At 41.1% G+C, this 24429-nt stretch carries 20 protein-coding genes and 4 pseudogenes; 11 read left to right on the top strand and 13 right to left on the bottom strand.

The window, feature by feature from the left end:
- Positions 1–333: 333 nt before the first annotated feature.
- From RS130_RS08950 to soxR, 3 genes and pseudogenes are all read right to left on the bottom strand, one after another.
- Positions 334–600 carry a hypothetical protein gene (locus RS130_RS08950; RefSeq protein ID WP_316025673.1) on the bottom strand — a complete coding sequence of 89 codons (267 nt, stop codon included), beginning with the start codon at positions 598–600 and terminating at the stop codon, positions 334–336.
- Positions 557–1192 (bottom strand): spondin domain-containing protein, encoded by a 636-nt coding sequence (locus tag RS130_RS08955; protein WP_316025674.1) that lies wholly within the window; start codon positions 1190–1192, stop codon positions 557–559. The genes RS130_RS08950 and RS130_RS08955 overlap by 44 nt, the downstream gene beginning before the upstream one ends.
- A gap of 262 nt (positions 1193–1454) precedes the next feature.
- Positions 1455–1897: pseudogene (soxR, locus tag RS130_RS08960) on the bottom strand (redox-sensitive transcriptional activator SoxR).
- A 122-nt stretch (positions 1898–2019) separates the two neighbouring features.
- On the opposite strand from soxR, the gene RS130_RS08965 reads away from it, so the two are divergent.
- On the top strand, positions 2020–2436 hold the full coding sequence (locus tag RS130_RS08965; RefSeq protein ID WP_316025675.1) for a VOC family protein: 417 nt from the start codon (positions 2020–2022) through the stop codon (positions 2434–2436).
- Positions 2429–2968: a flavodoxin family protein gene (locus tag RS130_RS08970; RefSeq protein WP_316025676.1), complete on the top strand. Its 540-nt coding sequence runs from the start codon at positions 2429–2431 to the stop codon at positions 2966–2968. The genes RS130_RS08965 and RS130_RS08970 overlap by 8 nt, the downstream gene beginning before the upstream one ends.
- Positions 2969–3129: 161 nt before the next feature.
- Here RS130_RS08970 and RS130_RS08975 read toward each other — a convergent pair whose 3' ends face one another.
- The gene (locus tag RS130_RS08975; RefSeq protein WP_316025677.1) at positions 3130–4158 is read right to left on the bottom strand and encodes an MltA domain-containing protein; all 1029 of its coding nucleotides are present in this window, start codon (positions 4156–4158) and stop codon (positions 3130–3132) included.
- A gap of 386 nt (positions 4159–4544) precedes the next feature.
- Here RS130_RS08975 and RS130_RS08980 point away from each other — a divergent pair.
- Positions 4545–5526, top strand: a pseudogene (locus RS130_RS08980) (transposase).
- A gap of 365 nt (positions 5527–5891) precedes the next feature.
- Here RS130_RS08980 and RS130_RS08985 read toward each other — a convergent pair.
- From RS130_RS08985 to RS130_RS09010, 6 genes are all read right to left on the bottom strand, one after another.
- Positions 5892–6680 (bottom strand): substrate-binding periplasmic protein, encoded by a 789-nt coding sequence (locus tag RS130_RS08985; RefSeq protein WP_316025678.1) that lies wholly within the window; start codon positions 6678–6680, stop codon positions 5892–5894.
- 544 nt (positions 6681–7224) lie between these two features.
- Positions 7225–8991 carry a DNA repair helicase RadD gene (radD, locus tag RS130_RS08990; protein ID WP_316025679.1) on the bottom strand — a complete coding sequence of 589 codons (1767 nt, stop codon included), beginning with the start codon at positions 8989–8991 and terminating at the stop codon, positions 7225–7227.
- 340 nt (positions 8992–9331) lie between these two features.
- Positions 9332–9904 carry a BON domain-containing protein gene (locus RS130_RS08995; RefSeq protein WP_316025680.1) on the bottom strand — a complete coding sequence of 191 codons (573 nt, stop codon included), beginning with the start codon at positions 9902–9904 and terminating at the stop codon, positions 9332–9334.
- A 5-nt stretch (positions 9905–9909) separates the two neighbouring features.
- Complete coding sequence (locus RS130_RS09000; protein WP_316025681.1) at positions 9910–10503, bottom strand: phosphoheptose isomerase; 594 nt, start codon at positions 10501–10503, stop codon at positions 9910–9912.
- A 36-nt stretch (positions 10504–10539) separates the two neighbouring features.
- Complete coding sequence (locus tag RS130_RS09005) at positions 10540–10920, bottom strand: YraN family protein (protein ID WP_316025682.1); 381 nt, start codon at positions 10918–10920, stop codon at positions 10540–10542.
- A complete protein-coding gene (locus RS130_RS09010; RefSeq protein ID WP_316028013.1) occupies positions 10907–12682 on the bottom strand; it encodes a penicillin-binding protein activator in 1776 nt (591 codons plus the stop codon). Before RS130_RS09010 ends, RS130_RS09005 begins: the two co-directional genes overlap by 14 nt.
- 238 nt (positions 12683–12920) lie before the next feature.
- Between RS130_RS09010 and rsmI the strand changes: the two genes are divergently transcribed.
- From rsmI to RS130_RS09025, 3 genes and pseudogenes are all read left to right on the top strand, one after another.
- Positions 12921–13754, top strand: coding sequence for a 16S rRNA (cytidine(1402)-2'-O)-methyltransferase (gene rsmI / locus RS130_RS09015; RefSeq protein ID WP_316025683.1), 834 nt, complete (start codon positions 12921–12923; stop codon positions 13752–13754).
- 69 nt (positions 13755–13823) lie between these two features.
- A pseudogene (locus RS130_RS09020) lies at positions 13824–14330 on the top strand (3'-5' exonuclease).
- A gap of 3 nt (positions 14331–14333) precedes the next feature.
- The gene (locus RS130_RS09025) at positions 14334–14957 is read left to right on the top strand and encodes a 2OG-Fe(II) oxygenase (protein WP_316025684.1); all 624 of its coding nucleotides are present in this window, start codon (positions 14334–14336) and stop codon (positions 14955–14957) included.
- Positions 14958–15133: 176 nt separating this feature from the next.
- On the opposite strand, the gene pyk is transcribed toward RS130_RS09025, so the two are convergent.
- Positions 15134–16567 carry a pyruvate kinase gene (gene pyk / locus RS130_RS09030; RefSeq protein WP_316025685.1) on the bottom strand — a complete coding sequence of 478 codons (1434 nt, stop codon included), beginning with the start codon at positions 16565–16567 and terminating at the stop codon, positions 15134–15136.
- Between the two features lie 237 nt (positions 16568–16804).
- On the bottom strand, positions 16805–17671 hold the full coding sequence (locus tag RS130_RS09035) for a MurR/RpiR family transcriptional regulator (RefSeq protein ID WP_316028014.1): 867 nt from the start codon (positions 17669–17671) through the stop codon (positions 16805–16807).
- Between the two features lie 276 nt (positions 17672–17947).
- Here RS130_RS09035 and zwf point away from each other — a divergent pair, with 276 nt between their 5' ends.
- From zwf to RS130_RS09060, 5 genes and pseudogenes are all read left to right on the top strand, one after another.
- Entirely contained in the window at positions 17948–19438 is a 1491-nt protein-coding gene (gene zwf, locus RS130_RS09040) for a glucose-6-phosphate dehydrogenase (protein WP_316025686.1), read from the top strand.
- Positions 19438–20130: a 6-phosphogluconolactonase gene (gene pgl / locus RS130_RS09045; RefSeq protein ID WP_316025687.1), complete on the top strand. Its 693-nt coding sequence runs from the start codon at positions 19438–19440 to the stop codon at positions 20128–20130. The genes zwf and pgl overlap by 1 nt, the downstream gene beginning before the upstream one ends.
- 26 nt (positions 20131–20156) lie before the next feature.
- Positions 20157–21978: pseudogene (gene edd / locus RS130_RS09050) on the top strand (phosphogluconate dehydratase).
- 4 nt (positions 21979–21982) lie between these two features.
- Positions 21983–22936: a glucokinase gene (locus tag RS130_RS09055; protein WP_316025688.1), complete on the top strand. Its 954-nt coding sequence runs from the start codon at positions 21983–21985 to the stop codon at positions 22934–22936.
- A 5-nt stretch (positions 22937–22941) separates the two neighbouring features.
- Positions 22942–23583: a bifunctional 4-hydroxy-2-oxoglutarate aldolase/2-dehydro-3-deoxy-phosphogluconate aldolase gene (locus RS130_RS09060; RefSeq protein ID WP_316025689.1), complete on the top strand. Its 642-nt coding sequence runs from the start codon at positions 22942–22944 to the stop codon at positions 23581–23583.
- A gap of 49 nt (positions 23584–23632) precedes the next feature.
- Here RS130_RS09060 and RS130_RS09065 read toward each other — a convergent pair whose 3' ends face one another.
- Positions 23633–24277: a hypothetical protein gene (locus RS130_RS09065; RefSeq protein ID WP_316025690.1), complete on the bottom strand. Its 645-nt coding sequence runs from the start codon at positions 24275–24277 to the stop codon at positions 23633–23635.
- Between the last annotated feature and the right edge of the window lie 152 nt (positions 24278–24429).

The following is a 24429-nucleotide window of genomic DNA, read 5'->3' on the forward strand; positions in this document are numbered from 1 at the left end:
AGGGCTATGAAAATATGAAACACCATGTGAGTAATTTTTACAGCTGCAATTGAGCGACTGACTTGAGCTGGGGATTGTATGAGGCAGACCTAAAGAAAACTCAAGAGTCGTTGTTTAAAAAAGTAAAACCTGTATTCGGGCGTTTTGTAGAGGGGGGACCTTTGCTTTTTAGCCTTTTACTCTATTCTTCGAGGATCAAGGTTTTGGGACATTGGGTGCACTAGACAACTTGAATGCATCGAGCAAAATGATTGGGGGTGAGTGAATCGGATGAGCAATTTGTGATTGCTTGAAATACCCCCAAATTTATAAGTGCTGCTTTGTATTAATCAGTTATGGGTTTGTCGCTACCTTTAACTTTCTTTTTTGGGCATTTCTGCCAGCAATAGCAAAGAACGCAAGGCCTAGCAAAGCGAATGTTGAAGGCGCAGATACGTCTACAGTGTTCGCTTCGAACGCAATACTATAAATGGCTGTATCGTCATCTAATAATGAAAAATCAAAGTCATAACCTGCTGCAGTGGTTAAGCCGTCAAACGCAGCAAACTCAGAAAAATCAAACGCAACTAATCCATTTTCTGCTGTTCTGTTGCCATTCACACCTCCAGAGTATAAAAGCACCAGCGCTGGCATCTGCTACTTCAGAATTAGCATCCCAAATATCGGAAGCAGTTAGTCTAATTTCAGAAAAAAGCAGGCTGCCCAAATTGTCGAACAATCTTAAGGGATTATCGTTGCCTAAGAACAAGTCGTTGCTAGGTACAACCATGTTAGCAAAAGAGAAAAAAGCATTGTCGCTAGTATCTACTCTGAATGTATTTGAAGCTGTTGCTGAAAAGCCATTCCCTACACCTGCATTGGCTGAAGGAATAGACGGTCCGCCATTTACAACGCTTCCTAGAACCGCATTGGGTTCGGCCGCTTCAAAGTCGGCAAACCACTTCGTTCCGCTACCGCCTTCTGCGATAGAAATGATTGCATCAGATGCGGCGCTGCCAGCATCAAATGCGTCGAAGGTGCCGTTGTGAAAACCAAGACGAAGTGGTGCAAATGACACACTGTTCGTTGGGGCTAGGTTTTCTATAGTAACGGTTACGTCCATCAATGCTGCTTGAGTGCCCGTTGACAACGCCATTAAAGTTGCAAAGCTCAGCGGTGCTGCGAAAGCCTTGGTAAAGCTTTTTAGTTTCATGGTAGGTCCTTAATTTTTGTGAAGTAATATCTAGTTAATTTGCTTTGGCATCAAAGCGGTATGCGTTTAAACACGCTCAACTAGTAGAACTTAATAAAATCACAAAATTATCACGAAATGATAACGATTGGATGTAGTGTACATTTAGCTTTATTTAGGGCGCACGGGTAGGTGTTTAGCAACGTATCCAATTTGTAGAAACCTACGTGCCACTAACTTTGTAACGAATTTGGCAGTAGGTTTTTTAGGCTGCCTAGATAAACTATTTTTGTTCTAAAATAACAGGCCCTGTCCCTTTTTTAGCTAAGTTGTCTTCGGGGTTGTAAATGGGACAATGTTTCATGGATAAACAACCGCAGCCTATGCAGCCAGTTAATAAATCTCGTAAATTGGTTAGATATTGAATCTGTTGATCTAAATCTTGTTGCCATTGGTTAGATAGGGTTTGCCAGTCATTTTTATCTGGCGTTCTATTTTTGGGTAGTGTGGCAAAAGCGCTTTTTATTCGTTCTAGACTGATCCCCATTTTTTGTGCTGCCTTAATGACTGAAACTCGCCTGAGCACTTCCGGGTGATATCGCCTTTGATTGCCTTGATTTCGCGCACTGAAAATTAGCCCCTTTTTTCATAAAAGTGTAAGGCTGAGACCTTTATTCCGCACCGTTTGGCAACAAAGCCTATGGACAACTCTTTATTTTGTTGCATTTGTTTCTCCTAAATTTATTTGTACTTTAAGTAAAAAAGAGCTTTACCTCAACTTAACTTGAGGTTTTATCATGACCTTGAGTTAATTAATAAGCATAGAAATTGAGAATAAGGAGCTGCTTATGCATTTAGAGCATATCAATATGGTGGTAAGAGATTTACCAGAAACGTTAAAATTCTATCAAGCCGCATTTCCTCATTGGAAAGTGCGTGGTCATGGAGAGCAAGTATGGAACGGGTTTCATCGGACATGGCTACATTTTGGAGATGACTATCATTACCTTACATTTAACGATAATGGTACTGGAGAAAATCGTGATCTCAGTACTAATCAATTAGGTTTATGTCATTTCGCTTATGCCGTGAATGAGATAAATGCTGTTGTTAAGCGTTTAGAAGTAGCAGGTTTTGCAGTTGCAAAAGCGGGGCAAAATACCGAGTTTCGCAAGAATAGCTATTTTATTGATCCAAATGGATTTGAAATTGAGTTTGTGCAGTATTTGTCGGATTTACCCAAGGAGCGTAATAACTATGTCTAGTGTGATTATTTTAGGCAGTAGCCGCAGTGATGGAAATACCGCTAAGTTAGTCGCGCAATTTTCAACACAAATTAGTGCAGAAGTGGTTGATTTGTCTAGCTACAACATATTGCCTTACGACTATGAGTTTCAGAACCAAAATGATGATTTTTTGCCGTTGATTGATCGATTGCTGACTTTCGATAGACTTATTCTTGCCTCGCCGGTTTATTGGTATTCGCCTAGTGGAACCATGAAGGTATTCTTAGACAGGCTGTGTGATTTACTTGATATTTATAAACCACGGGGGCGAGCGTTAAAAAATAAAACTGTTGCAGTGCTAGCAACTGGGTCAGCCCTAAGTGTACCTGATTGTTTTGAGCAGATATTTTCGAATACTTTTGAGTATCTTGACATGAGCTTCCAAGGCCTGTTTTACAGTCCGTCTAGCGAAGTAGGAAATTTAGCATCGCAGATAAAGTATATGGACGAATTTATTCAACAGTGCTTTTATCAAACCCAAAAGACATTGTCAGTGGAACATCGGAGCTAGAAAACGGCTAAGTAGCTCGACTTAAAGCCCTAAGTATGTGGTAGTGAAAACAACCTAGGGCAATTTAAGTCAGTGTTATTACTGCGGGGCTAGTTTGATGTACAAGGCAGGGGCGGTTAACTTTGCCCCTAATGCTAATCATTCATTACAAAAGTGGATTGTTATTTTTTGACCATGATCCATGTATTTGCATAATCAGGCAAATGCTTATTAGCTTGATAATAATCTTCCCAACCAAAATAACTATCCGTTAAGAAATCTAATTGAAATAGATTATTCTCAAATGCCCCGCCAGTATCGGCCAAAATCCCCATTTGACTGACTGAGCGGCCATTACTTACATAGTTGATCATGATCAGTTTACCTAAGCCTAGTTGGTCAATATTACCGGCAAATGTAACCTGCGGTTTTACTTCAATCTTGTTACCGATTTCGGTTCCGTAGCCCATTATTGACGGGACTTCTGCAAAATACCAATAGCGGGCCTGCGCGTCTTTACCTATGCTGTAATCATAACCAATATCATTATTGCGGTGCACATTAAAATACCGAGTTTTATCATCAACAATTAATACTCCTGTACCCTGTAATAGTACGTCATGTAAACCGTCTTCTGTCAACCATATCAGTGGTTTGGCTAACTTTTTTTGGGTTAGCACACCTTGCATAATTTGTTGACGAGTGTATTTGAAACGGGTTAGTTGGGATTTTTGCGACTCCGCCTCGGCTAAAGTTAGATTAGCTTCATCAAATGGCAAAGCGTATAAAGCTTGATTAAATTCAGCTGTTTTAACTGAGCTTGCGGTTAATAATTTAGTATAGTACTTGGTAATAAAGAGTTGTTTATTTGGAATGTTCTTCAGTAGGTTCTTCTTAATTTGGTTTGTACTATTTTGAGCAATCGCATCAGCTTTGCCAGTATCTGGTAGCCAACGATAGAAATGAAAGTTCTCCAATAAAAACTGAGTATCGTGCAAGCGACTGTTTTGTTTGTTACGTACATCTTCTTGATAAGTGCTGCAAATAAATTCAAGGGTGTCTTTCACCAACTTTTCAGTGATGTCGCTTTTGGCTATTAGTTCCATTGGCGGTGGCAGTGCACTCTTATTGCTAGGATCATTGTTGTGGGTAATGTACTGTAAAGTATTATTGGCTACCTTACATAAGTCGCTAGTTTTAAATAATTGCATTTGCCCAATCTTGGGGTTCTGTTCTAATACAAATTTAGCCGGTGCAGAATTGCTAGAAAAACTTAAGCTGAACAAAATGCATAGCAAACAATGAGGGGAGTTGAGGAAAGATTTCATAAGCAAAATGTACCGACTATTATTTTCTACTTCATTAATGTAAGAGTATTACACGCCACTAAGGATTAGTGTATTCAAATAAACCTTTGATATCGAGTATCAGTTATCTACGCAAGCCCCCTAATCAAGACACCCATATCTTCTCCCCAATCAAGACACCCATGGCCCCCCAATCAAGAGGCCCCCCAATCAAGACACCCATAATTAAATTCGACGAATCCGCAATTTGAACTAGACTAATGGTAGTGATTCAACCAAGGATGGCCATGATGCCCCAGTCTCGTAAAAGCCAAATCAGTTTAGTCGACACCCCTTATTATCATTGTGTTTCACGCTGTGTTCGCCGTTCATTTTTGTGTGGTGAAGATACGTTGACAGGCCAGAGCTATGAACATAGGCGGACTTGGGTTGAAACACGCTTGCTTCATTTAAGCCGTATCTTTGCTATTGATATTTGCGCCTATGCGGTGATGAGCAATCACACTCATGTGGTGCTGTGCGTGAACAAACCCTTGGCTGAGCGCTGGACGGTGAAACAAGTGCTCGTTCGCTGGCATCAACTGCATAAAGGCACCTTGTTGTCGCAGCGGTTTATGCGAGATGACACGTTGAGCAAGAGTGAGCGGCATACCCTTCTAGAAACCGTTGAAATTTACCGGATGCGTTTGTATGACATCAGTTGGTTGATGCGTAATCTCAATGAGTACATAGCCCGAGAAGCCAACAAAGAAGATGCCTGCACAGGCAGATTCTGGGAAGGACGGTTTAAGTCTCAAGCACTACTCGATAAATCAGCCCTACTGGCCTGCATGGCTTACGTGGACTTAAACCCCATTCGCGCCAATATGGCCAACACACCTGAGGACTCTGACCACACCAGTATTCAAACTCGGATACAAGCTTTGAGACACCACCAGCAACCCAAAGGTTTAATGCCATTTGTTGGCAACCCACAGGCAAAACATGCCGAGAGGCATCGCTTTTTCACTAAAAGATTACTGCGACCTCATCGACACCACAGGTCGTGTTATCAGAGATGATAAGTCAGGATTAATCGATACACAGCAACAGCCCATTCTACAAAGGCTGGGCCTAAACAACGAACAATGGCTGACCTTAACCACAGAATTCGAAAAGCACTTTTGTTATGCTGTAGGCAGTGAACATTTAATGCGAAACTTCAGCCTACACACCCAACATCAAAAAATACGAGGCATAGGTAAAGCCAAAGCCCTACTTAAACACGCTTAGCCTTTTTTCCAAAGTAACAAACCTCATCAACATCGCTGTTGAGAATTAGCACGCCTAGCATTCACCACCCACCACAAAATCACGTCATCATACCCGCAAACATCGTCAATTTAGTTGTCTTGAGCATAATTTAAACCGAATGGATTAGAAAAGCGGGAGCTGAGATGGTTTAAAGCTCGAGTTTGTTATGGGTGTCTTGATTGATTGCTTTGATTGATTGCTATTTATGGGTGTCTTGATTGAGGGCTAACATCGTCAATTGGGTTGTCTGGCGCACAATTTAAACCGAATGGATTAGAAGAGTGGGAACTGAGATGGTTTAAAGCTCGATTTTGTTATGGGTGTCTTGATTGAGGGGGGCGAATTTATTGCTTTAAGGTTACACCGTATTGTTTGACTAATTCATCGAGTCTTGCCGTGGCTTTTAATTCTGCTAGCTTTTTAGATAGGAGTTGAGCATATTTAGCTGAGTTAGGATTTATGGGGCTAAATCCGCTAAAATCTTCGAATGCATTGGTTGTATAGCCTGCGACAATGATTTTGTCGCTAATGCCCATTTTGCTTAATTCATATTTTACCGAGTACTCACCTTCAAGAAACGTGTTAATGCGATCGGTTTGGAGCATTCGCAGGCCTACTTCTGTAGTCCTGTTACCATGTAGGACTCGTACTTTTGATTCATTCTCTTGGTATTGATTTAAATATTCAATGAGCTCGGGATCTCCATATTGATACCCTTTAACAATGCCTACAGTGATGGCGCGTAATGAATCGATACCTTTGTACTTCCATGGGTTCCCAGCGTTGACAAAAAACGCTGCCCGCTGTACCACAGTCGGCATATTAGGGTAAATTAATTCAGGAGCGTATTCTTTACCAACTACAACGATTCCATCATATGTACCATTTCGAGTCGCAATAACTGCTCTAGCATAGGGGAGTATATCTATCTCTAAGGTGTAGCCAGCAGGCTCAAACGTTTCACGAAGTACATCTGTCATAAACCCTTCTTTGCCATCTTCTAATAAGGGGTTACAAGTAAATGGGCAATAGTCAATGGCTGCAAAGTGTAGCGTTGTAGCTAAAGTCTTAGGCGCAATGAAATAGCAGGTTATTCCCCCTAAAAATAAAAGGTACAGTGCAATAGTGTTCATAGTTCAGGGGTCTTTATAGTAAACATCTTATATGATGTATTAAGCGCACGCATGCTAACCAAACGATAATCACCTTATAAGTCGTTGTATGGCCATATTTAAATGGTCATTCGACAATATAACCTCAAACCTCATAATTTGCCGTATTTCAGATAGCAAGCTAAACACGGTAATGAGTTTGGATAGTAATATTACACGTATTGGTATGGCGTTCAATGTCACAGAAGACGTAAATCCATGAAAAGATTGCATAGCGTAAATTGCAAGGACATCCATAGTGAAATTTCAAGGGCACCCATACTAGAGTATGAGTTTGGGGGATAGCGTGTCGTTTTATGTGTACCTTTTTGCAGTTGTCGGAAAGGAAATCGAGCAGCAAAGGTGTTGTTAGAAAAGAGCGATGGATGGTAGTGGACGAGGTTAATGATTTACGATTGCAGGTTAGTATTTGGTTAAGGTAGCTCATAATGTCGCGAAGCGTTGCTTTGTGCACTTGTCTTAAAAAATGACGTATCCCCATACTAAGCTAGAGTTGAATCTAGCATTAACTCAGTGCATTCGCTTTTCTGTAGGGGCCTTGGTAATCGAATAAACGCTCGGTCACTTGCCAGTGATGTTTTAGCTTTTTGGCTATGACAAAGTCTGGGGTAGGCAGGTAAGGTAAAAAATCTTGTAACTCTTCAAGTGAGTTGAACCGGAGCGGTTGACTGCCGTTGGCTATTCTGCGGGCAAATAAATCATTAAAGGTTTGTAGCGAACTCTTATAATTAAAACGAAAAGTTTCTGTTAACGTCAGGCCGTCTTCGTCGTGGTAGGTGATTTTCAAACACTTGTCGTCTTTGTTAATCTCTGGAGTAATGGCAGCGCAGCGTAGCACTTTATTGTTTTTTAAATTTAGGGCTTTTCTCAATATATCATCGGGGTCGATTAATTTCTCTGAACAGTGTTGGCATTGCCGGGCTGCGATATCGTTTTCTTGGTTGCAATAAGGGCAGTGTTTGAAGCGAAAACGGTAAGTGCATTGGGTCTCGAATTCAGGGCCATCTGGGTTCTCAATCAAACCATGGCAACGGCGGCCAAAATGTTCAAGAATATTCCCTTCAGAATCTGTCCTCCCCCAAAAGGCATTAGCGAAATCGCATTGGGGGCAATGGATTTGTACCGCCACTGAATCTTGTGTGGGTTTTTTCTCGCCAATTTCTGGCTGAAAAATATTGTAACCATTGTTGGTGTAGTCCAATATTAAACAGTCCTTTTTGCCTGGACTTAGGCGTAAACCACGACCGACAATTTGTTGAAATAAACTGATAGATTGAGTGGGGCGCAAAATGGCAATCACATCTACGTGGGGCGCATCAAAGCCTGTGGTCAATACCGACACATTCACTAAGTACTTAATTTTTTTAGCTTTAAATGAGGCTATTAGCTCATCCCGCTGTGTTATTTTTGTGCTGCCGGTAATTAAGGCGGTTTGGTCTGTGGGTAAGTAATCTGTGATTTCTTGTGCGTGATCTATGGTTGCAGCAAAAATCATCACCCCTTGGCGGTCTTGGCTAAGCTGTATGATTTGCTCGGTAACTGCCTTGGTCACTCTTGGATGTTTGTGAATGAGTTCATTTAAGGCTATGTCATCGGTGTTCTGTTCACCGTCTAAGCTTTCAGTTAACAAACTAAAATCGTAGTGGGCAATGGCAGCGTCATAATGAGTAGGTGGGGTCAAATAGCCCCTCGTTATCATGTATTGTAATGGGAGTTCGAACACGCACTTTTTAAAAAATGAGCTAGGGCAGGATCGAGCATACCCATGGTAATGATGCTGATATATCCAACCACTGCCTAATCGGTATGGGGTGGCGGTTAATCCAAGCACTTTTAGGTGGGGGTTAAGGCTGCGAAAATGAGCTAAGGTTTTAATGTACTGGCCGCTATCCTCCATGCTTACTCTATGGCATTCATCAATGACTAGTAGGCTAACAGACGCTTGAAAATCTTCTAAATTAGCCGACAGCGATTGGATACTAGCAAATGTGGTTTTGGCGTTGGTATTTTTTTGGCCTAGTCCTGCTGAAAAAATACCGGCTGGTGAGCCCGTAGCCAGATACTTAGCGTGATTTTGCTCGACCAACTCTTTTACATGAGCCAGACAAATAACACGGCCTTTTGCTAATCGACTGAGCTCTGCGATCACTAAGCTCTTACCTGCACCCGTAGGTAAGACTATAACTGCTGGCTCCCCACTCTTGCGAAAGTGTTTAACGGCCGCTTCAACAGCTTGGGTTTGATAATCCCGTAGTAAGAATGTTTGGCTCATTGAATAAAAAGGCTGGGGTTGGGTTAGCGCTGGATCTTATCAAGAATAAAGAGGCTAGCAAAAATAAAATTAGCCCTTGCTGTGTTATCGCCAGTCACTCGTGCATATTTAGACCTAAGCGTATTGATAAGCTGCCGCTCGGCGAGAACATACATGGGCTTAGTCAATATGGATTGATATAGGGCTTTGTGCTTCCTTGCCGCTTTGGCTTGCTTAAGCCCTAAACCACTTCTCGGTGATGAGGGAAGTTGTCGAGCCATTTTCTTAGCTTGGCTACCTCACTATTCCTAGTTCCCTACATAGGGCTGCAATCAGTCTGCAAAAGGCGATGTAAGAAAACTTATCTATATTCAAAAACTTTGACGACTTGTTTTACGCCATCAATGTTTCTTGCAACATCTACCACGATATCTGCTTCTTGCTCGGTGATCAGGCCCATAAGAAAAACTTCTGAATTCTCTACTTCGACTTCTATATTTAAGCCATCTATTCTTTTATCTGCGATTAAGGTGGTTTTTATTTTAGAAGATAGCCAAATATCATTTGCTGTAACGCTAGGCGTAATAGGCACAGCCAAGCGAATTTGATTGTGTATTTTCTTGATGTTACCAACTGATGAGGCCAGCTTTCCAGCGCGAACAATTAATTCTTGAGTGGGTGCTTGCCCTACCAAAAGTAATGTTCCATTAAATAGTTGCACGGAAATATTCGTTCGATTGTAAATTTCCTTGTCCATATCTAAGGCGGTTGAAATACGGCTACTCATAGTTTTATCGTCTATTTGAGTACCTATCGTCCGATTGTCATGAGCTACTGCAACAGCTCCTACTCCGGCACCAATAATTAAACCAGCGCACCCTTGCAGCAAAAGTACGCTACTTAAAGCGATAGCTAAATAGGTTCTACTTAACATTATTATTATTCCTGAATATTTTCTGGGAATAGGCAATTGTCTATTCCATCACAAAGACTATGTACCACTAAATAATGTACCTCCTGCACTCGCGCAGGGCGGTTTGATGGTACTCTAATTTCTACATCGCTTGGGCCCACTAAGCCTGCCATTTTACCGCCATCATTACCTGTCAACGCAACTATGGTCATGTCTCGACTTAGTGCGGCTTCCATTGCACTCACTATATTCTCAGAATTACCGCTGGTTGAAATAACTAATAAAATGTCGCCAGCTTGGCCAAGTGCCCTAATTTGCTTTGAATAAACTTGATTAAATTCAAAGTCATTGGCAATCGATGATAACGTCGCCCCATCTGCTGTTAATGCCATAGAAGGTAGACTTGGTCTATCACGCTCAAATTTATTTAGCATCATTGATGAAAAGTGCTGTGCACTAACCGCTGAGCCACCATTTCCACAGCATAATATTTTATTGCCATTGATAAGAGCGTTAACCATCATTAAAGTTGCATTGGATATGGGTTCGGGCAATATTTCTATTGCGGCTATTTTGGTCTGAATGCTTTCAGTAAAATTAGCCTTAATGTGATCAAGCATAATGCTCCTTGTAAAAATTATGGGATCCCATGAGAGTTAGTCGAGAGATATACTCTTTAACCAGCTGACATTTTGTTGCTGTTGGTTCTTATCAATTCCAATAAGGTCGATCCTATGTGGAACAATACTCGGATTCAAATTTTTTTCCTGCATGTAAAACATGACGGCAGACACAAACTTTCGTTGTTTAGCGGGATGGAAATATTCAATCGCAGAGCCATGAGTAGGATTACTGCGAAATTTTACTTCGATAAATACTAACTCACTGCCATCTCGCATAATTAAGTCAATTTCACCACTACGACAACGATAATTTTTGGTCACAAAAATTAGGCCGCGTTGCTCTAAATAACGCTGCGCATATTGCTCAGCGTCGCTGCCAATTAAAGGTGATAGTGCTTGTTTAATCCATTTCAAGTGGTTGAACTCGATTTCTGCCTATTTTGGCAAAAGGCAACTCTCGCTTTATTTCGCCCGCCACAACACTAATCTTACCGGTTAGCCCTTGGGTAGATAATTGCGGTTGATTACGCAACTGGCGCAATTGAGGAATAAAGTTATAAGCATCGTAACCCATAGCAAATAGCCTCAATAGTGAATCTTTTCTCTGTGGCCACAATTGATTGATTTGTCCCGTTAAATCGGGCCATTGGTGGTCTGGAAGCAATAAGGGCATATCTGAGAAGGTCAAGTTACGAAGATCTCGCAAGCTGCCAGTTGTTTGAATTTGGCTGTAGCTTCGAGATGATGCGAATACCGATAGGGAAATTTCTGCGAATGAACTGAGGCTAGCTTCAATAATCGGATTAAGCAACGCCGTTTCTTCGGGGTTCGCGAATACAACAATTGCGTCAATGTCTCTACGATTTCTTTCCTGACCAGTTACTTCTACATTTGATAAATACTCGATTTGTTTGATCCGAGTTTTACTTTGTTCAACATCTAACATTTCAGCGACTTGTCGGCGCATCTCTTTGTTGTCTTTAAATATCGTGATATCTGGTGTGATAGAGTTGGGTATTTCTTGCCACTTTTTTACAAATGCAGCAGCCATTCTTTCAGTAACACTATTATTAGAGGCAAAAATTATGGGTCTCTTCAGTTGTTTATGGCGAATAAATTCGGCAAGTTGTTGTGCTTCATCTTCAGGTGCTAAAGAAAAGAAGTAGTGTTCTTTGGTTGGCGATGGGCTGCTGCTATTGGATTGCTCAATAGCAGGTTGATCAATTCTATTTAACGCTAACATCACTTTATCGACGGGGAGTATGTCTGCTAAGCCTTGGATTTTTTCTTTGAGTAAAGGCCCGACCACTACGTCATAATCGGCTACTAATGCGTTTAATTGTTCTGCGGTTTTATCCGCAGAATCGAAGAAGCGTACTGTCAAGGGGGATTGTTCTACCTTAGTGGTTAATTGCTCATTAACGGCTTGACTTGAAGGTTGCTCGTTGATTTTTGGATTATTTAAATAAGCGGCCAAAAAACCATCTTTTAATACGTTACCCTGACTAGACAATCGACCTGTTAAAGGTAGCAACACGGCAATTTTTTTCGCAGATATGGGGGTGATTTGCATTGCTTTTTTTACACTTTCGGGCAGGTCAGTTTGCAGCTTATGCCCTAGATTCTGATTCTGCCAAAGCGTTATTTCTTGGCGCAGAGTATTGGGCATTAATCCATGCTGTTGAACGATGATGGCTAATTGGATCCAAGGAAGTAAGTCATTGTGTTTCCATCGGGCTTTTTCTAAATCAGCCAATGATAAATGGGCAAGGGCTTGCCAAATTTTTTGGCTTTTTTCAGCTTCCACTAAATCGGTATTCATTAGTTCTTTGGCTGCATTCAGCCAATCATGCGTATACAGTAAGAGTGAAGACTTTAGTGTTGCCAACCTGCTTGCTGACACAAATTGCGAGTTGACTTGAGCTAGTAACTCTTCGCACAGCGATGCGTGACTGTTGGCATGTGCAAAATAGGCTTCTGCGAGCGCTAAATAAGCTTTACTTAATTGAGCTTGATCAGTCAGTTCAGGGACTAAGACTTTTAATAAATTAATGCTTTTCACGTACTGTTGTTCAAGGTATAAGGTTTCTGCCGCTTGAATTAATAGGCTATTTGTTTGTAATGGGTCGTTATTTTGCTCGGACGCCTGACGAGCTTGCTGTAAAAAACTGACTATCTTTTAAAATTTCAACTGTTTGAATTGGCGCTACCACGGGTTCAACTTTAGTTTTAGGCTTTGGGGTATTGCTACAGGACGACAACACTAAAATCGCGATCCCAAAACTCAAAAAAACTCTCATACTCATCGCTGATATCCAAAAAATTAATTGCGTAATAGTTTATAGTATCGGAAATAAATATCTACGTTACCGACACGCTGGCGGTGAATTAATAATCCTAAAAGGGGAAATAAGTTGCTTGAAACCAGTACTCTTTTTATTGTTCCGACTCCTATTGGTAATTTAGAGGATATTACTCATAGGGCGTTGAGAATTTTATCAGAAGTTGATCTTATTGCTGCAGAAGATACACGACATAGCCAAAAGTTAATGCAGCATTACAACATTTCTACTCGACTAATCTCGTTGCACGATCACAATGAATCGCAACGAGCAAGTCAGTTGATTAGCAAGCTGGAGTCGGGTGACAACATCGCGTTAATTTCTGATGCGGGTACACCTTTGATCAGTGATCCTGGGTATGGGCTAGTGAGCCAATGCCGAGATGCAGGTGTAAATGTGGTTCCATTGCCTGCACCGTGCGCGGCAATTACCGCTTTGAGCGGGGCGGGGCTGGCCACAGACAAATTTCAATTCGAAGGCTTTTTACCTGTCAAGGCTCTGGCTAGGCAGCAAGCCCTAGAAAAATTAATCAAGCAGACTCGTACAAGTGTATTTTATGAATCGCCAAGACGCATTCTTGATACGGTTAAACTCATTGCCCAGGTGCTGGGTAGTGAACGTCGTTTAGTACTTGCTAAAGAGTTAACCAAAACCTTTGAGACGTTCTACTCTGATAGTGCTGGAGCGTGTGTTACATGGCTTGAGGAAGATGCGAATCATCAAAGAGGTGAGTTTGTTTTAATGGTGGCTGGCGATAAACCTGATCAGTCTGACGTATCGGCGGAAGCGCTAAAACTATTGAGTTTGCTAATGAAAGAGTTACCGTTAAAAAAAGCTGCAGCTATTACCGCAGAACAATTTGGTTTGAAGAAAAATCAATTGTATCAAATAGGCTTAGATCGTTAACAGCAGGTTGTAAAACAAGGTTGGCTAGTTATGGATTGTTTTAGGAAATTTTAAGGGAAGTTTACAGCTGTGGATAAAAAAACACTTTTTGTACCCAACATTATTGATATTGAGGCAAGTGGTTTTGGCGCGTTTAGTTACCCAATTGAAGTCGGTGTGGTCAATGCTCAAGGTGAGAAATTCTGCCGGCTGATTAAACCTAGTGTAGATTGGCAGCATTGGTCTGCTGAAGCAGAGAGTCTGCATGGAATTAGCCGTGAGCTATTGTTTAATAGAGGTATCTCTGCCGTACAATTGTCTTAGGAGCTAAATGTTTTTTTGCGTGACCAAGTGGTTTATTCTGATGGTTGGGTGGTTGATCAGCCTTGGTTGATTAAACTTTTTGACTGCGCAAAGATGCCCATGAATTTTAGGATCAGTCCCTTAGAAATGATCTTAAATGAAGCGCAAATGTCCTTATGGCACGACACCAAAGACAAGGTTTGTGAAGCTATGAATATTCAACGCCATAGAGCGAGCAGTGATGCGGCATTGATCCAAAGTACCTATGTGACGACTCGACAGATAACAGGCTAACTTGTGAACCTAAACCATCAACTTTTATCTGAAACTTTGATAGATGCTATTGCTGATAATTTGTCTGCTAAAGGCTATGTACTACTTGAAGATTTTCTGGTCGATGATTTAGCCACTAGCTTACAAGCTGAAGCACTGAGTTTGTCTACTCAGACCTTCAAAACGGCAGGCATTGGTCGACAAAATAATCAACAAATCAATGGTAAAATACGTACCGATAGCACACTCTGGCTAGAGGGTAGTAGTGACTGTCAACAGCGATATCTCGACCTTATGGAGCAGTTAAGGATAGGCCTAAATAGACGTTTATTTTTGGGCTTGTTCGATTTTGAATGCCATTATTCTCATTATAAAAAAGGTGACTTTTATAAGACGCATCTTGATGCGTTTAAGGGGCAAAGTAATCGTATTCTGAGTACGGTGTTTTACCTTAATCATCAATGGCAGGCTAATGATGGCGGAGAACTTGTTTTGTATTCTGCAGAACAACACTCAGAATTAGAAGTGGTGACGCCTACATTTAATCGCTGCATTCTTTTTTTGAGTGAGCGCTTTCCCCATGAGGTACAAGTTAGTAATAGAGACCGATTGAGTATTGCTGGCTGGTTTCGTATCAACCGCAGTTGATTGGCCAGTATTTATAGCAATTTCACGAAATGACTACGCTCTCATTGAGAAGGTCTTTAATGGAGTTGGCAATACTAGTGCTTTGCAACGCTAATGATGGGGATAAGCTGAATGTCAGCAAGATAAAAAAACGAGCCATAAAGCTCGTTTTTTTATTAAACTAGATTGTTATTGTTTTAAACAACGACAATCTTACTGGCGTTAGTGCCACCAATAGTTTCCATTACGTCACCGTATGTCATAATGAATTGGTCGCCTTTTTCCAAAATCCCTTTTTCTAGCAATACCGCTACAACATCATTTTTAAGTTGGCCTGGGTCACTATTTCTAGAATCAAAGTATACTGGTTTTACGCCACGATAAAGCGCCATTTTATTCAACGTTGCTTCGTGTCTAGCAAATGAATAAATGGGTAAATTAGTAGTAATTCGTGACATTAATAATGGTGTAGAACCGCTTTCTGTCAGGGCTACAATAGCTTTTATCGTTTTTAGGTGATTAGCAGAGTAAACCGCACTTAATGCCACTGTCTCACTTACAGTCGTAAATGTTTGATCCATACGGTGCTTAGAGTTTGTCACACTTGGGTGAGTTTCAGCACCGATACATACTCTAGCCATAGCTTCGACAGTTTCTACAGGAAATTCACCAGCAGCAGTTTCAGCTGACAACATAACGGCATCTGTCCCATCAAGAACTGCGTTAGCCACATCCATAACTTCAGCTCGCGTTGGCATTGGGCTGGTGATCATTGACTCCATCATTTGAGTCGCAGTGATGACAATCTTGTTAAGCTGTCTAGAACGAGCGATTAATTTTTTCTGTACACCCACTAATTCAGCATCGCCGATTTCAACACCTAGGTCACCACGGGCAACCATTACTGCATCTGAAGCACGAATAATATCGTCAATGGCTTCGTCTGATGCAACGGTTTCAGCACGTTCAACTTTGGCACATATTAGCGCGTTACAGCCTGCTTGTACTGCTAATTGACGAGCGTAATCTAAGTCTGCACCTGAGCGAGGGAAAGAAACTGCTAAGTAATCAACGCCAATTTCAGCCGCTGTCACAATGTCTTTCTTATCTTTTTCAGTTAGTGCTTCAGCTGACAATCCACCGCCTTGACGGTTAATGCCTTTATTATTTGATAACTTACCTGCGACAGTCACTTCGGTATGAACTTTGTTACCTTCAACGCTGGTTACTTTTAACTGAATTCGGCCATCGTCTAGCAACAGAATATCGCCTGGGCTTACATCTTGTGGAAGTGCTTTATAATCGATGCCAACAGCGTCTTGATGACCTTCATCTCGACCCATGTCTGCGTCTAATGTAAAGTGGTCACCAATTTTTAAGATAATTGAGTTATTTGCAAATTTCGCTACACGGATTTTAGGACCTTGCAGATCACCAAGGATAGCCACATATTTACCCAGTTTTTTCGCTGCAGTACGCACTTTATTCGCACGATTAATATGATCTTCTGCGGTGCCATGAGAAAAGTTCATTCGGACAACATTGGCGCCAGCTTTGATGATGGCTTCTATTTGTTCTACTGTATCCGTTGATGGACCAAGAGTAGCGAGTATTTTTGTGCGTCTTAACATAGTTTTGGTGCTCTGTAGTTATGGCATATTAGTGATTGTTTAGCGTTTGCAATTTTATACTAAAAATCTATATCAATAAAAATTGAATGTAGTCTACTAAGGTGACTAACCTACTTGCTTTATCCGATTATGCTAAACCAATAAAAACAAGCCTGTAATTTTGTTACAAAATGGTAGTGCAAAATGGCTTCAATGTGAAATCTTTATAATAAAAAAAGAGCTAAATCGTATTTTTTATTAGTTTTTATTCATATCACTATCTCGTTTTTCAAATCTAGAGCCCCTTAAGGTATCTTTTACCCGTTTTAAATTCTCTCTAAATTTGTTGCCTCGGCGTAAAGTAAACCCAGTAGCCAATATATCGATTAAGGTCAATTGAGCAATTCTAGATGCCATTGGCATGTACATATCGGTGTCTTCTGGTACTTCCAAGGACAAAACTAAATTACACTCTTCAGCTAGCGGACTATATTTGGAGGTGATACCTACTACCGTTGCGTCGTTGCGTCGAGCAATTTGTGCAATTTCCACCAGGCTTTTTGTGCGGCCGGTATGTGAAATTAATACAACGACGTCACCTTCAGCGCAGTTCATGCAGCTCATACGTTGCATTAGTACGTCTTCGAAATAAACCACGGGTACGTTAAATCTAAAAAATTTATTCAATGCATCGTGAGCTACTGAAGCTGATGCACCTAAACCGAAAAATGAAATTTTATGAGCTTGAGTGAGTAAATCGACGGCACGATTAATGGCATTAATATCAACTGATTGCCGCGCAACTTCTAAAGAAGCCATGGTTGATTCGAAAATTTTCTTGGTATATTCCTCGGTGCCATCATTTTCATCTACATGTCGATTAACGTATGGCGTGCCATTGGCAAGACATTGCGCTAAATGTAGCTTGAAATCGGGATAACCTTTGGTGTCTATACGACGACAAAACCGATTAACAGTGGGTTCGCTTACGCCAGACAATTTAGCCAATGTCGCAATACTGCTATGGATAGCTGATTGCGGATTGTTCAAGATGACTTCTGCGACTTTACGTTCAGATTTACTGAATGCTGAGTCGTGTTGCATAATTTTTTCTAGAATATTCATACGTACGGCAAAAACTTCATTATAATGGGCCACTAATAGACATGATGTTACTTTCAATATTGACTGAAAGATTACTAGAATTGTAATTTTTTAACAAAAATCTTTTCATGTAGGGCAAATAATAACCATTAATTGAAAGGATAGAGGTGAAACAAGTAGTGAAGTTGTAATTTTACTACATTTTGTGTTAAATTTCGCATCATAATTCTGCTTTAATTAAGCTGTTTTTAGCAGTTAAGCAGACCACTAATTTTTAACTATATAGGTAACAATAAAATGGTTTTGGAACATTCATTCGAACCGTGCGATTTTGTATTGTTTGGCACTAAAGGTGACCTAGCAAGACGTAAACTCTTACCTTCGCTTTATCAGCTAGAAAAAGCTGATTTAATTCATGCGGATACCAGAATTATTGGTGTGGCTCGTCAGGATATCAGCCAAGAAGAATATGTAGCTTTAGTAAAAGAAAATATTGAAAAGTTCAGTAAAGAAGATTTGTGTTCAGAAACATGGACTCGTTTTTCCGCAAAGTTAGACTATGCCTGTGTCGACATGAAAAATGTCGACAGTTATAAAACCTTCAAAACCCGTGTTGACGCTAAACGCACTATGGTTTGTTATTTTGCAACGCCTCCATCTATTTTTGGTGATATTTGTCGCGGATTAAAATCAGCGAAAATAATCGATAAAAGTATGCGAGTAGTGCTAGAAAAACCAATTGGGCATGACTTAGAGTCTTCTAAAGTCATCAACGACCAAGTGGCTGAGTTTTTTGAAGAAAGACAAATCTATCGTATCGACCACTATTTGGGTAAAGAAACCGTATTAAACTTGATTGCATTGCGTTTTGCTAACTCAATCTTTGCCACTAACTGGGATCATAACTGTATTGATCATGTGCAAATAAGTGTCGCAGAATCAGTCGGTATTGAAGGCCGTTGGGGGTATTTCGATGAAGCCGGGCAAATGCGTGACATGGTGCAAAATCACCTATTGCAAATATTGACACTTATTGCGATGGAGCCACCGGCGACATTAGATGCAACCAATATTCGTAATGAAAAGCTTAAAGTGCTTAAGGCATTGCGCCCAATTGACGCCTCTAACGTTCGTCAAAACACCGTTCGTGGACAATACGTTGAAGGTTTCATTAAGGGCGAAGAAGTCCCTGGTTATTTAGACGAACCTGATGCCAATCAAGAAAGTACAACTGAAACTTTTATTGCTTTAAAAGTTGAGTTGGATAACTGGCGATGGGCAGGTGTACCTTTCTATTTGCGTACAGGTAAACGTCTACCGAATAAAACAAGTGAGGTGAACATTTTCTTCAAACGTCAGCCTCATAACTTGTTTAAAGACAGCTTTACTCAGTTACCACCGAATAAGTTGACCATACGTCTACAGCCCGATGAAGGGGTAGAAGTTACCGTAATGAATAAAGTACCTAGCTTGACCGGTACAGGGCATATGGATTTACAAAAATCTAAATTAAACCTGAGTTTCTCTGAAACCTTTAAAGATGAACGAATTGCTGATGCCTATGAAAAGCTATTGCTTGAAGTCATGATGGGTAACCAGTCATTATTCGTTCGTCGGGATGAAGTTGAAGCTGCGTGGACATGGGTCGATGGTATTTTGGCTGCGTGGGAACAGAGCAATGAAGCCCCAGAACCATATCAAGCAGGGACTTGGGGACCAGTTTCTTCAATTGCATTGTTGGCTCGTGAAGATCGAGCTTGGTTTGAAAGTCGTGTAGGGAAAAAATAATGGCATTAATGAAACAGTTATTTACGACAACAGAACAATTGAATAGATCTTTCGCCGCAAACATTTGTAGGTTGTTAAGAGCTGGGATTGAAGAAAATGGCCGAGCTAGTTTAGTCGTTTCTGGTGGCCGCACACCAGCTGCATTATTTACCGCTTTATCTAACGCTAATGTTGAATGGGATAAGGTGGATATAAGCTTAGCTGATGAACGTTGGGTTGATAATTCTGATGATGCATCAAACGAAAAAATGTTACGCGCAAAATTGTTAATCAACAATGCTGCAAGCGCTAATTTTATTCCCTTGAAAACCCAACATGCTAACGCAGAAGATGCAGTACAAGAATGCACTGCTAATCTTCAAAATATCCATACACCTTTTGATGTGGTGATTTTGGGTATGGGTGAAGATGGCCACACGGCATCGTTGTTCCCATGTTCAGAGCAAATCTCTGACGGTTTAGATATGGAGTCTGGTAACGCCTATATCGCGGTTAAGCCCACTACAGCACCAAATCAACGTATGTCCTTGACCTTACCGGCGATTCTAAATAGTAAGCAGATCTTTTTACACTTAACAGGTGAGGGCAAGAAAACAGTTCTTGATACCGTTTTATCGGGTAGTGATGAACAGGCCATGCCAATCCGAGCAGTAATAAATAATGCTGAAGTTAAATTAATGTGGGCGCCTTAATTAACATAAGTCGTTAGGGGAAAATAGTGAATACACTTATACAAGAAGTGACAGAACGAATTATTGAGCGTAGCCAACATACTCGTAAAGCGTACTTAGAAAAAATTGAAGCGGCGCGATTAAAGGGGCCTCACAGAGGCGTTTTATCGTGCGGTAATTTAGCGCACGGCTTCGCGGCTTGTAGTGGCGAAGAAAAAGCGGATTTAACCAGTATGACTAAGGCGAATATCGCCATAGTGTCTTCATACAATGATATGTTGTCTGCTCATCAGCCTTATGATGAATATCCGGCTAAACTAAAAAAAATTATCCATGAAGTGGGCAGCGTAGCTCAATTTGCTGGTGGCGTGCCGGCAATGTGTGATGGTGTGACGCAAGGCACACCTGAGTATGGATTTGAGTTTGATGAGTCGTGACGTCATCGCTATGTCGACTGCTGTGGGATTGTCTCACAACATGTTTGATGGCTCCGTGATGTTAGGTATTTGCGACAAAATCGTGCCAGGTCTATTAATGGGTGCGTTGAGCTTTGGTCATTTACCCACAATATTTGTTCCTGCCGGCCCGATGCCATCAGGTATTCCAAATAAAGAGAAAGCGCGAGTTCGTCAATTATATGCCGAAGGAAAAGTGGGGCGTGCTGAATTATTAGATGCTGAATCCAAATCTTACCATTCTGCTGGAACCTGTACTTTTTATGGTACGGCTAATAGTAACCAATTAGTGGTTGAGACTATGGGATTACACCTACCTGGATCTTCCTTTGTTAATCCAGGCACTCCGCTGCGTGATGCGTTAACGGATGCCGCGGGTCGACAGATTACTCGTATTACCGATTTAGGTACTGACTATCGTCCAATCGGGCATATAGTAGATGCTAAGTCTGTGGTAAATGGCTTAGTAGCTTTATTGGCAACAGGTGGGTCAACCAATCATACAATGCATTTAGTCGCGGTGGCTAAAGCGGCTGGTTTTATTATTAATTGGGATGACTTTGCAGATATCTCAAGCGCTGTACCTTTGTTAACACGTATCTATCCAAATGGTTCTGCGGATATTAACCACTTTACTGCCGCAGGCGGTATGGCGTTATTGTTCAAAGAGTTGTTAGATGGCGGTTTATTACACAATGATGTGTTAACCATCTGTGGTGAAGGTTTAGATCAATATACAAAAGAACCTATCCTAGAAAATGGTGAGTTAGTTTGGCGCGATGGACCAACAGAAAGTTTCGATAAACAAGTTGTTGCTAGTGTTAAAGAGCCGTTTAAAGTTGACGGTGGCCTTTCAGTCTTGTCAGGAAATATAGGCCGAGCGGTCATGAAGGTTTCGGCTTTGAAAACACCTCATTGCCAAATTAAAGCGCCAGCCGTTGTTTTTGAAGACCAATTTGAGTTACACGCTGCTTTTAAAGCCGGTGAATTAGACAAAGATTGTATCGTTGTGGTTAGATTCCAAGGCCCAGCTGCAGTTGGTATGCCTGAATTACATAGCTTAACGCCGCCTCTAGCGGTGTTGCAAGACCGTGGATTTAAAGTCGCACTGGTTACCGATGGCCGTATGTCGGGCGCTTCAGGAAAAGTGCCTGCTGCCATTCATGTTACCCCAGAAGCGATAAAAGGCGGTTTGTTAGCGAAGCTGCAAACAGGTGACCTAATTGAGTTGAATACTGAAACAGGCGCAATGGATGTGCTAGTTGATGAGGCTGAGTTGGCTCAGCGAGAGAGTAAAGTGCTTGATCTCCACTCTCATCAAATTGGCATGGGTCGTGAAATGTTTGCAGGCTTGCGCTCAACGTTAACCGGCGCCGAAGAAGGCGCTTGTTCATTATTTTTCGGACAGGAATAGATGCATGTCAGTTAATTTTGTTGCAGATGTAGGCGGAACGAATATTCGTTTAGCGCAAATAGATGATGGTAAGTTAAGTCATATCAAGAAATATTTATGTAGTGATTATGCCACCATAGATTTAGTGATAAAAGAGTATTTTGCTGAATTTCCAGAGGTACACTTTACTGCTGGTTGTCTAGGTGTAGCTTGTCCAGTGACTAGCGACACTATCAGTATGACGAATAATAGTTGGCAGTTCTCTATTAACCAATTACAGACCGATTTAGGATTGAATTGGTTAGGTGTGATCAATGATTTCACAGCTGTCGCTTATGCTGTCACAGTATTAACTGATGAACAAAAGGTACAAATTGGCCCAGGGCAACCAATCGAAGGTGAGAATATCGCTGTGTTTGGACCTGGTACTGGATTAGGGGTTAAACATTTGACCCCTAGTAATGATGGTTGGTTGGCGTTGGATGGCGAAGGCGGCCATGTGGATTTTGCTGCTGTGGATGAGGTTGATCTTGCTATTCTGCAGTTCTTAACCAAAAAATTTGGCCATGCCTCCGCTGAGGAAGTATTGTCAGGTCGAGGTTTAGTACATATATATCAAGCAATAGCTGAGCAAAGAGGTGAAGATGCTTCACTAACAGAAGCGGCTGATATTACCGAATCGGCGCTAAATGGAAATTGTGACTTATGTGTCGCTACTTTAGCCCAATTCAGCAAAGTTTTGGGTAGCTTTGCTGGAAATCTTGCCCTTAATTTGGGGACGCGTGGTGGCGTGTATATTGGTGGTGGCATTGCCCCCCGTTTCACCGATTTTATTCGAGAAAGTGATTTTAGAAATCGTTTTGAAGCTAAAGGTCGCTTTCGTGACTATGTAGCTGGAATTCCGACTTTTATCATTACTGAGCCCGATCATGGCTTGATCGGCGCAATGGCCTATTTAAATCAAAATTGTAAAGGTTAAGAACCATGTCAAAAAATTGGAAAATGACGTCAGAAGAAATATTCAGTGCAGGACCAGTTGTTCCTGTATTGGTAATAAAAGATGTTGCATATGCGGTGCCACTAGCTAAGGCTTTAATTGCTGGTGGAATTAAAGTGTTAGAGGTGACGTTAAGAACTGACGCTGCTTTAGATGTGATTAAAAAAATTGCTGATGAAGTACCTGAAGCGATTATCGGTGCTGGTACAGTGACTAATAGAGCGCAACTGCAGCAAGTTATTGATGCGGGCGCTAAATTTGCTATCAGCCCAGGTTTAACATCTGATTTGTTGAAAGCTGGCAATGAGGGAAATATTGCACTTATTCCTGGTATTTCATCTATCTCTGAACTTATGACCGCTGCCGATCACGGTTATACACACCTTAAGTTTTTCCCTGCAGAAGCGTCAGGCGGTGTTAAAGCACTTAAAGCCATAGGTGGACCTTTCCCACATATTACTTTTTGCCCAACTGGCGGCATTAGCCCTAGTAATTATAACGATTATTTAGCATTACCTAATGTTCGTTGTGCAGGCGGTTCTTGGTTAGCGCCTGAAGAAGCTATGAAGAATGGTGATTGGGAGCAAATTACTGAGCTTGCGAAACAAGCCATTGCAGGCGTGAAGTAAGATATAAATTGTCCTCATGCTTTAAAGCCGCTAATTTAGCGGCTTTTTTTTAATTGTTAATTGCTCTCCAGTGCTTTGTAATAGGGTTTATTATTCCGCCCTTTTGATACATATTGACTATCATTTTTGCACGGCGCATTTTCGCTAAGCCTAACGTCAATGCCTCGAATATGTCTAGGCTATAAGGCATATCTTTTCTTACGACGAAATGTCTGGTCTGCTTAATGAGGACTTTAATATTAGGGATGGGAGATAAGTGTACTTTGCCAAAAATATGACTTAACTCACCATTAAATTCACTTAAAGTAAAATCAGCCTGTCCCTTATTAATTTTATCGTGTATTTCAAACTGAGACTTAGCGGTGACTAAATTCTTAGTGAGATGGCGAATAATATACCAATCTTGATCCCAAGTTGGCACAGTAATCCCTCTGTACTGGGCAAGATCAAGCTCACTTTTTACTGAAGTCAGCATTGGATGATCCCGTAAAGTATATATACCTTTACTAAATTCGCCTTTTCTTAATATGGCGGGAGATAAGTAAAAGAGTGCTTCATTAGCTTGGTCTTTCCATACACTTTCTCCTTGAAGGTAAGCTTTTTTTGTTGTACCAGCAATGTGCTTTGATTGTAGCCAACTGTTTTTAATATAGTAAATTCGAAACTTAACCCACCTAAGTGTAAAGCTTTGCATAGCATGATTAGTTCTAATGCAGCTCTATTTCCCTGTTTGACTTCAAAGTCATCTACTAACCAGCAGGATTGATTCTTTGTCCATTTGGCAAAGTCCGTGAGAACATATTCTGGAATTGCGACAGTTATTTGTAGTGGTTTATTTTCGCTTGA

Origin of the sequence: Paraglaciecola aquimarina (genome assembly GCF_032464635.1) — a bacterium.
Taxonomy (GTDB): Bacteria; Pseudomonadota; Gammaproteobacteria; order Enterobacterales; family Alteromonadaceae; genus Paraglaciecola; species Paraglaciecola aquimarina.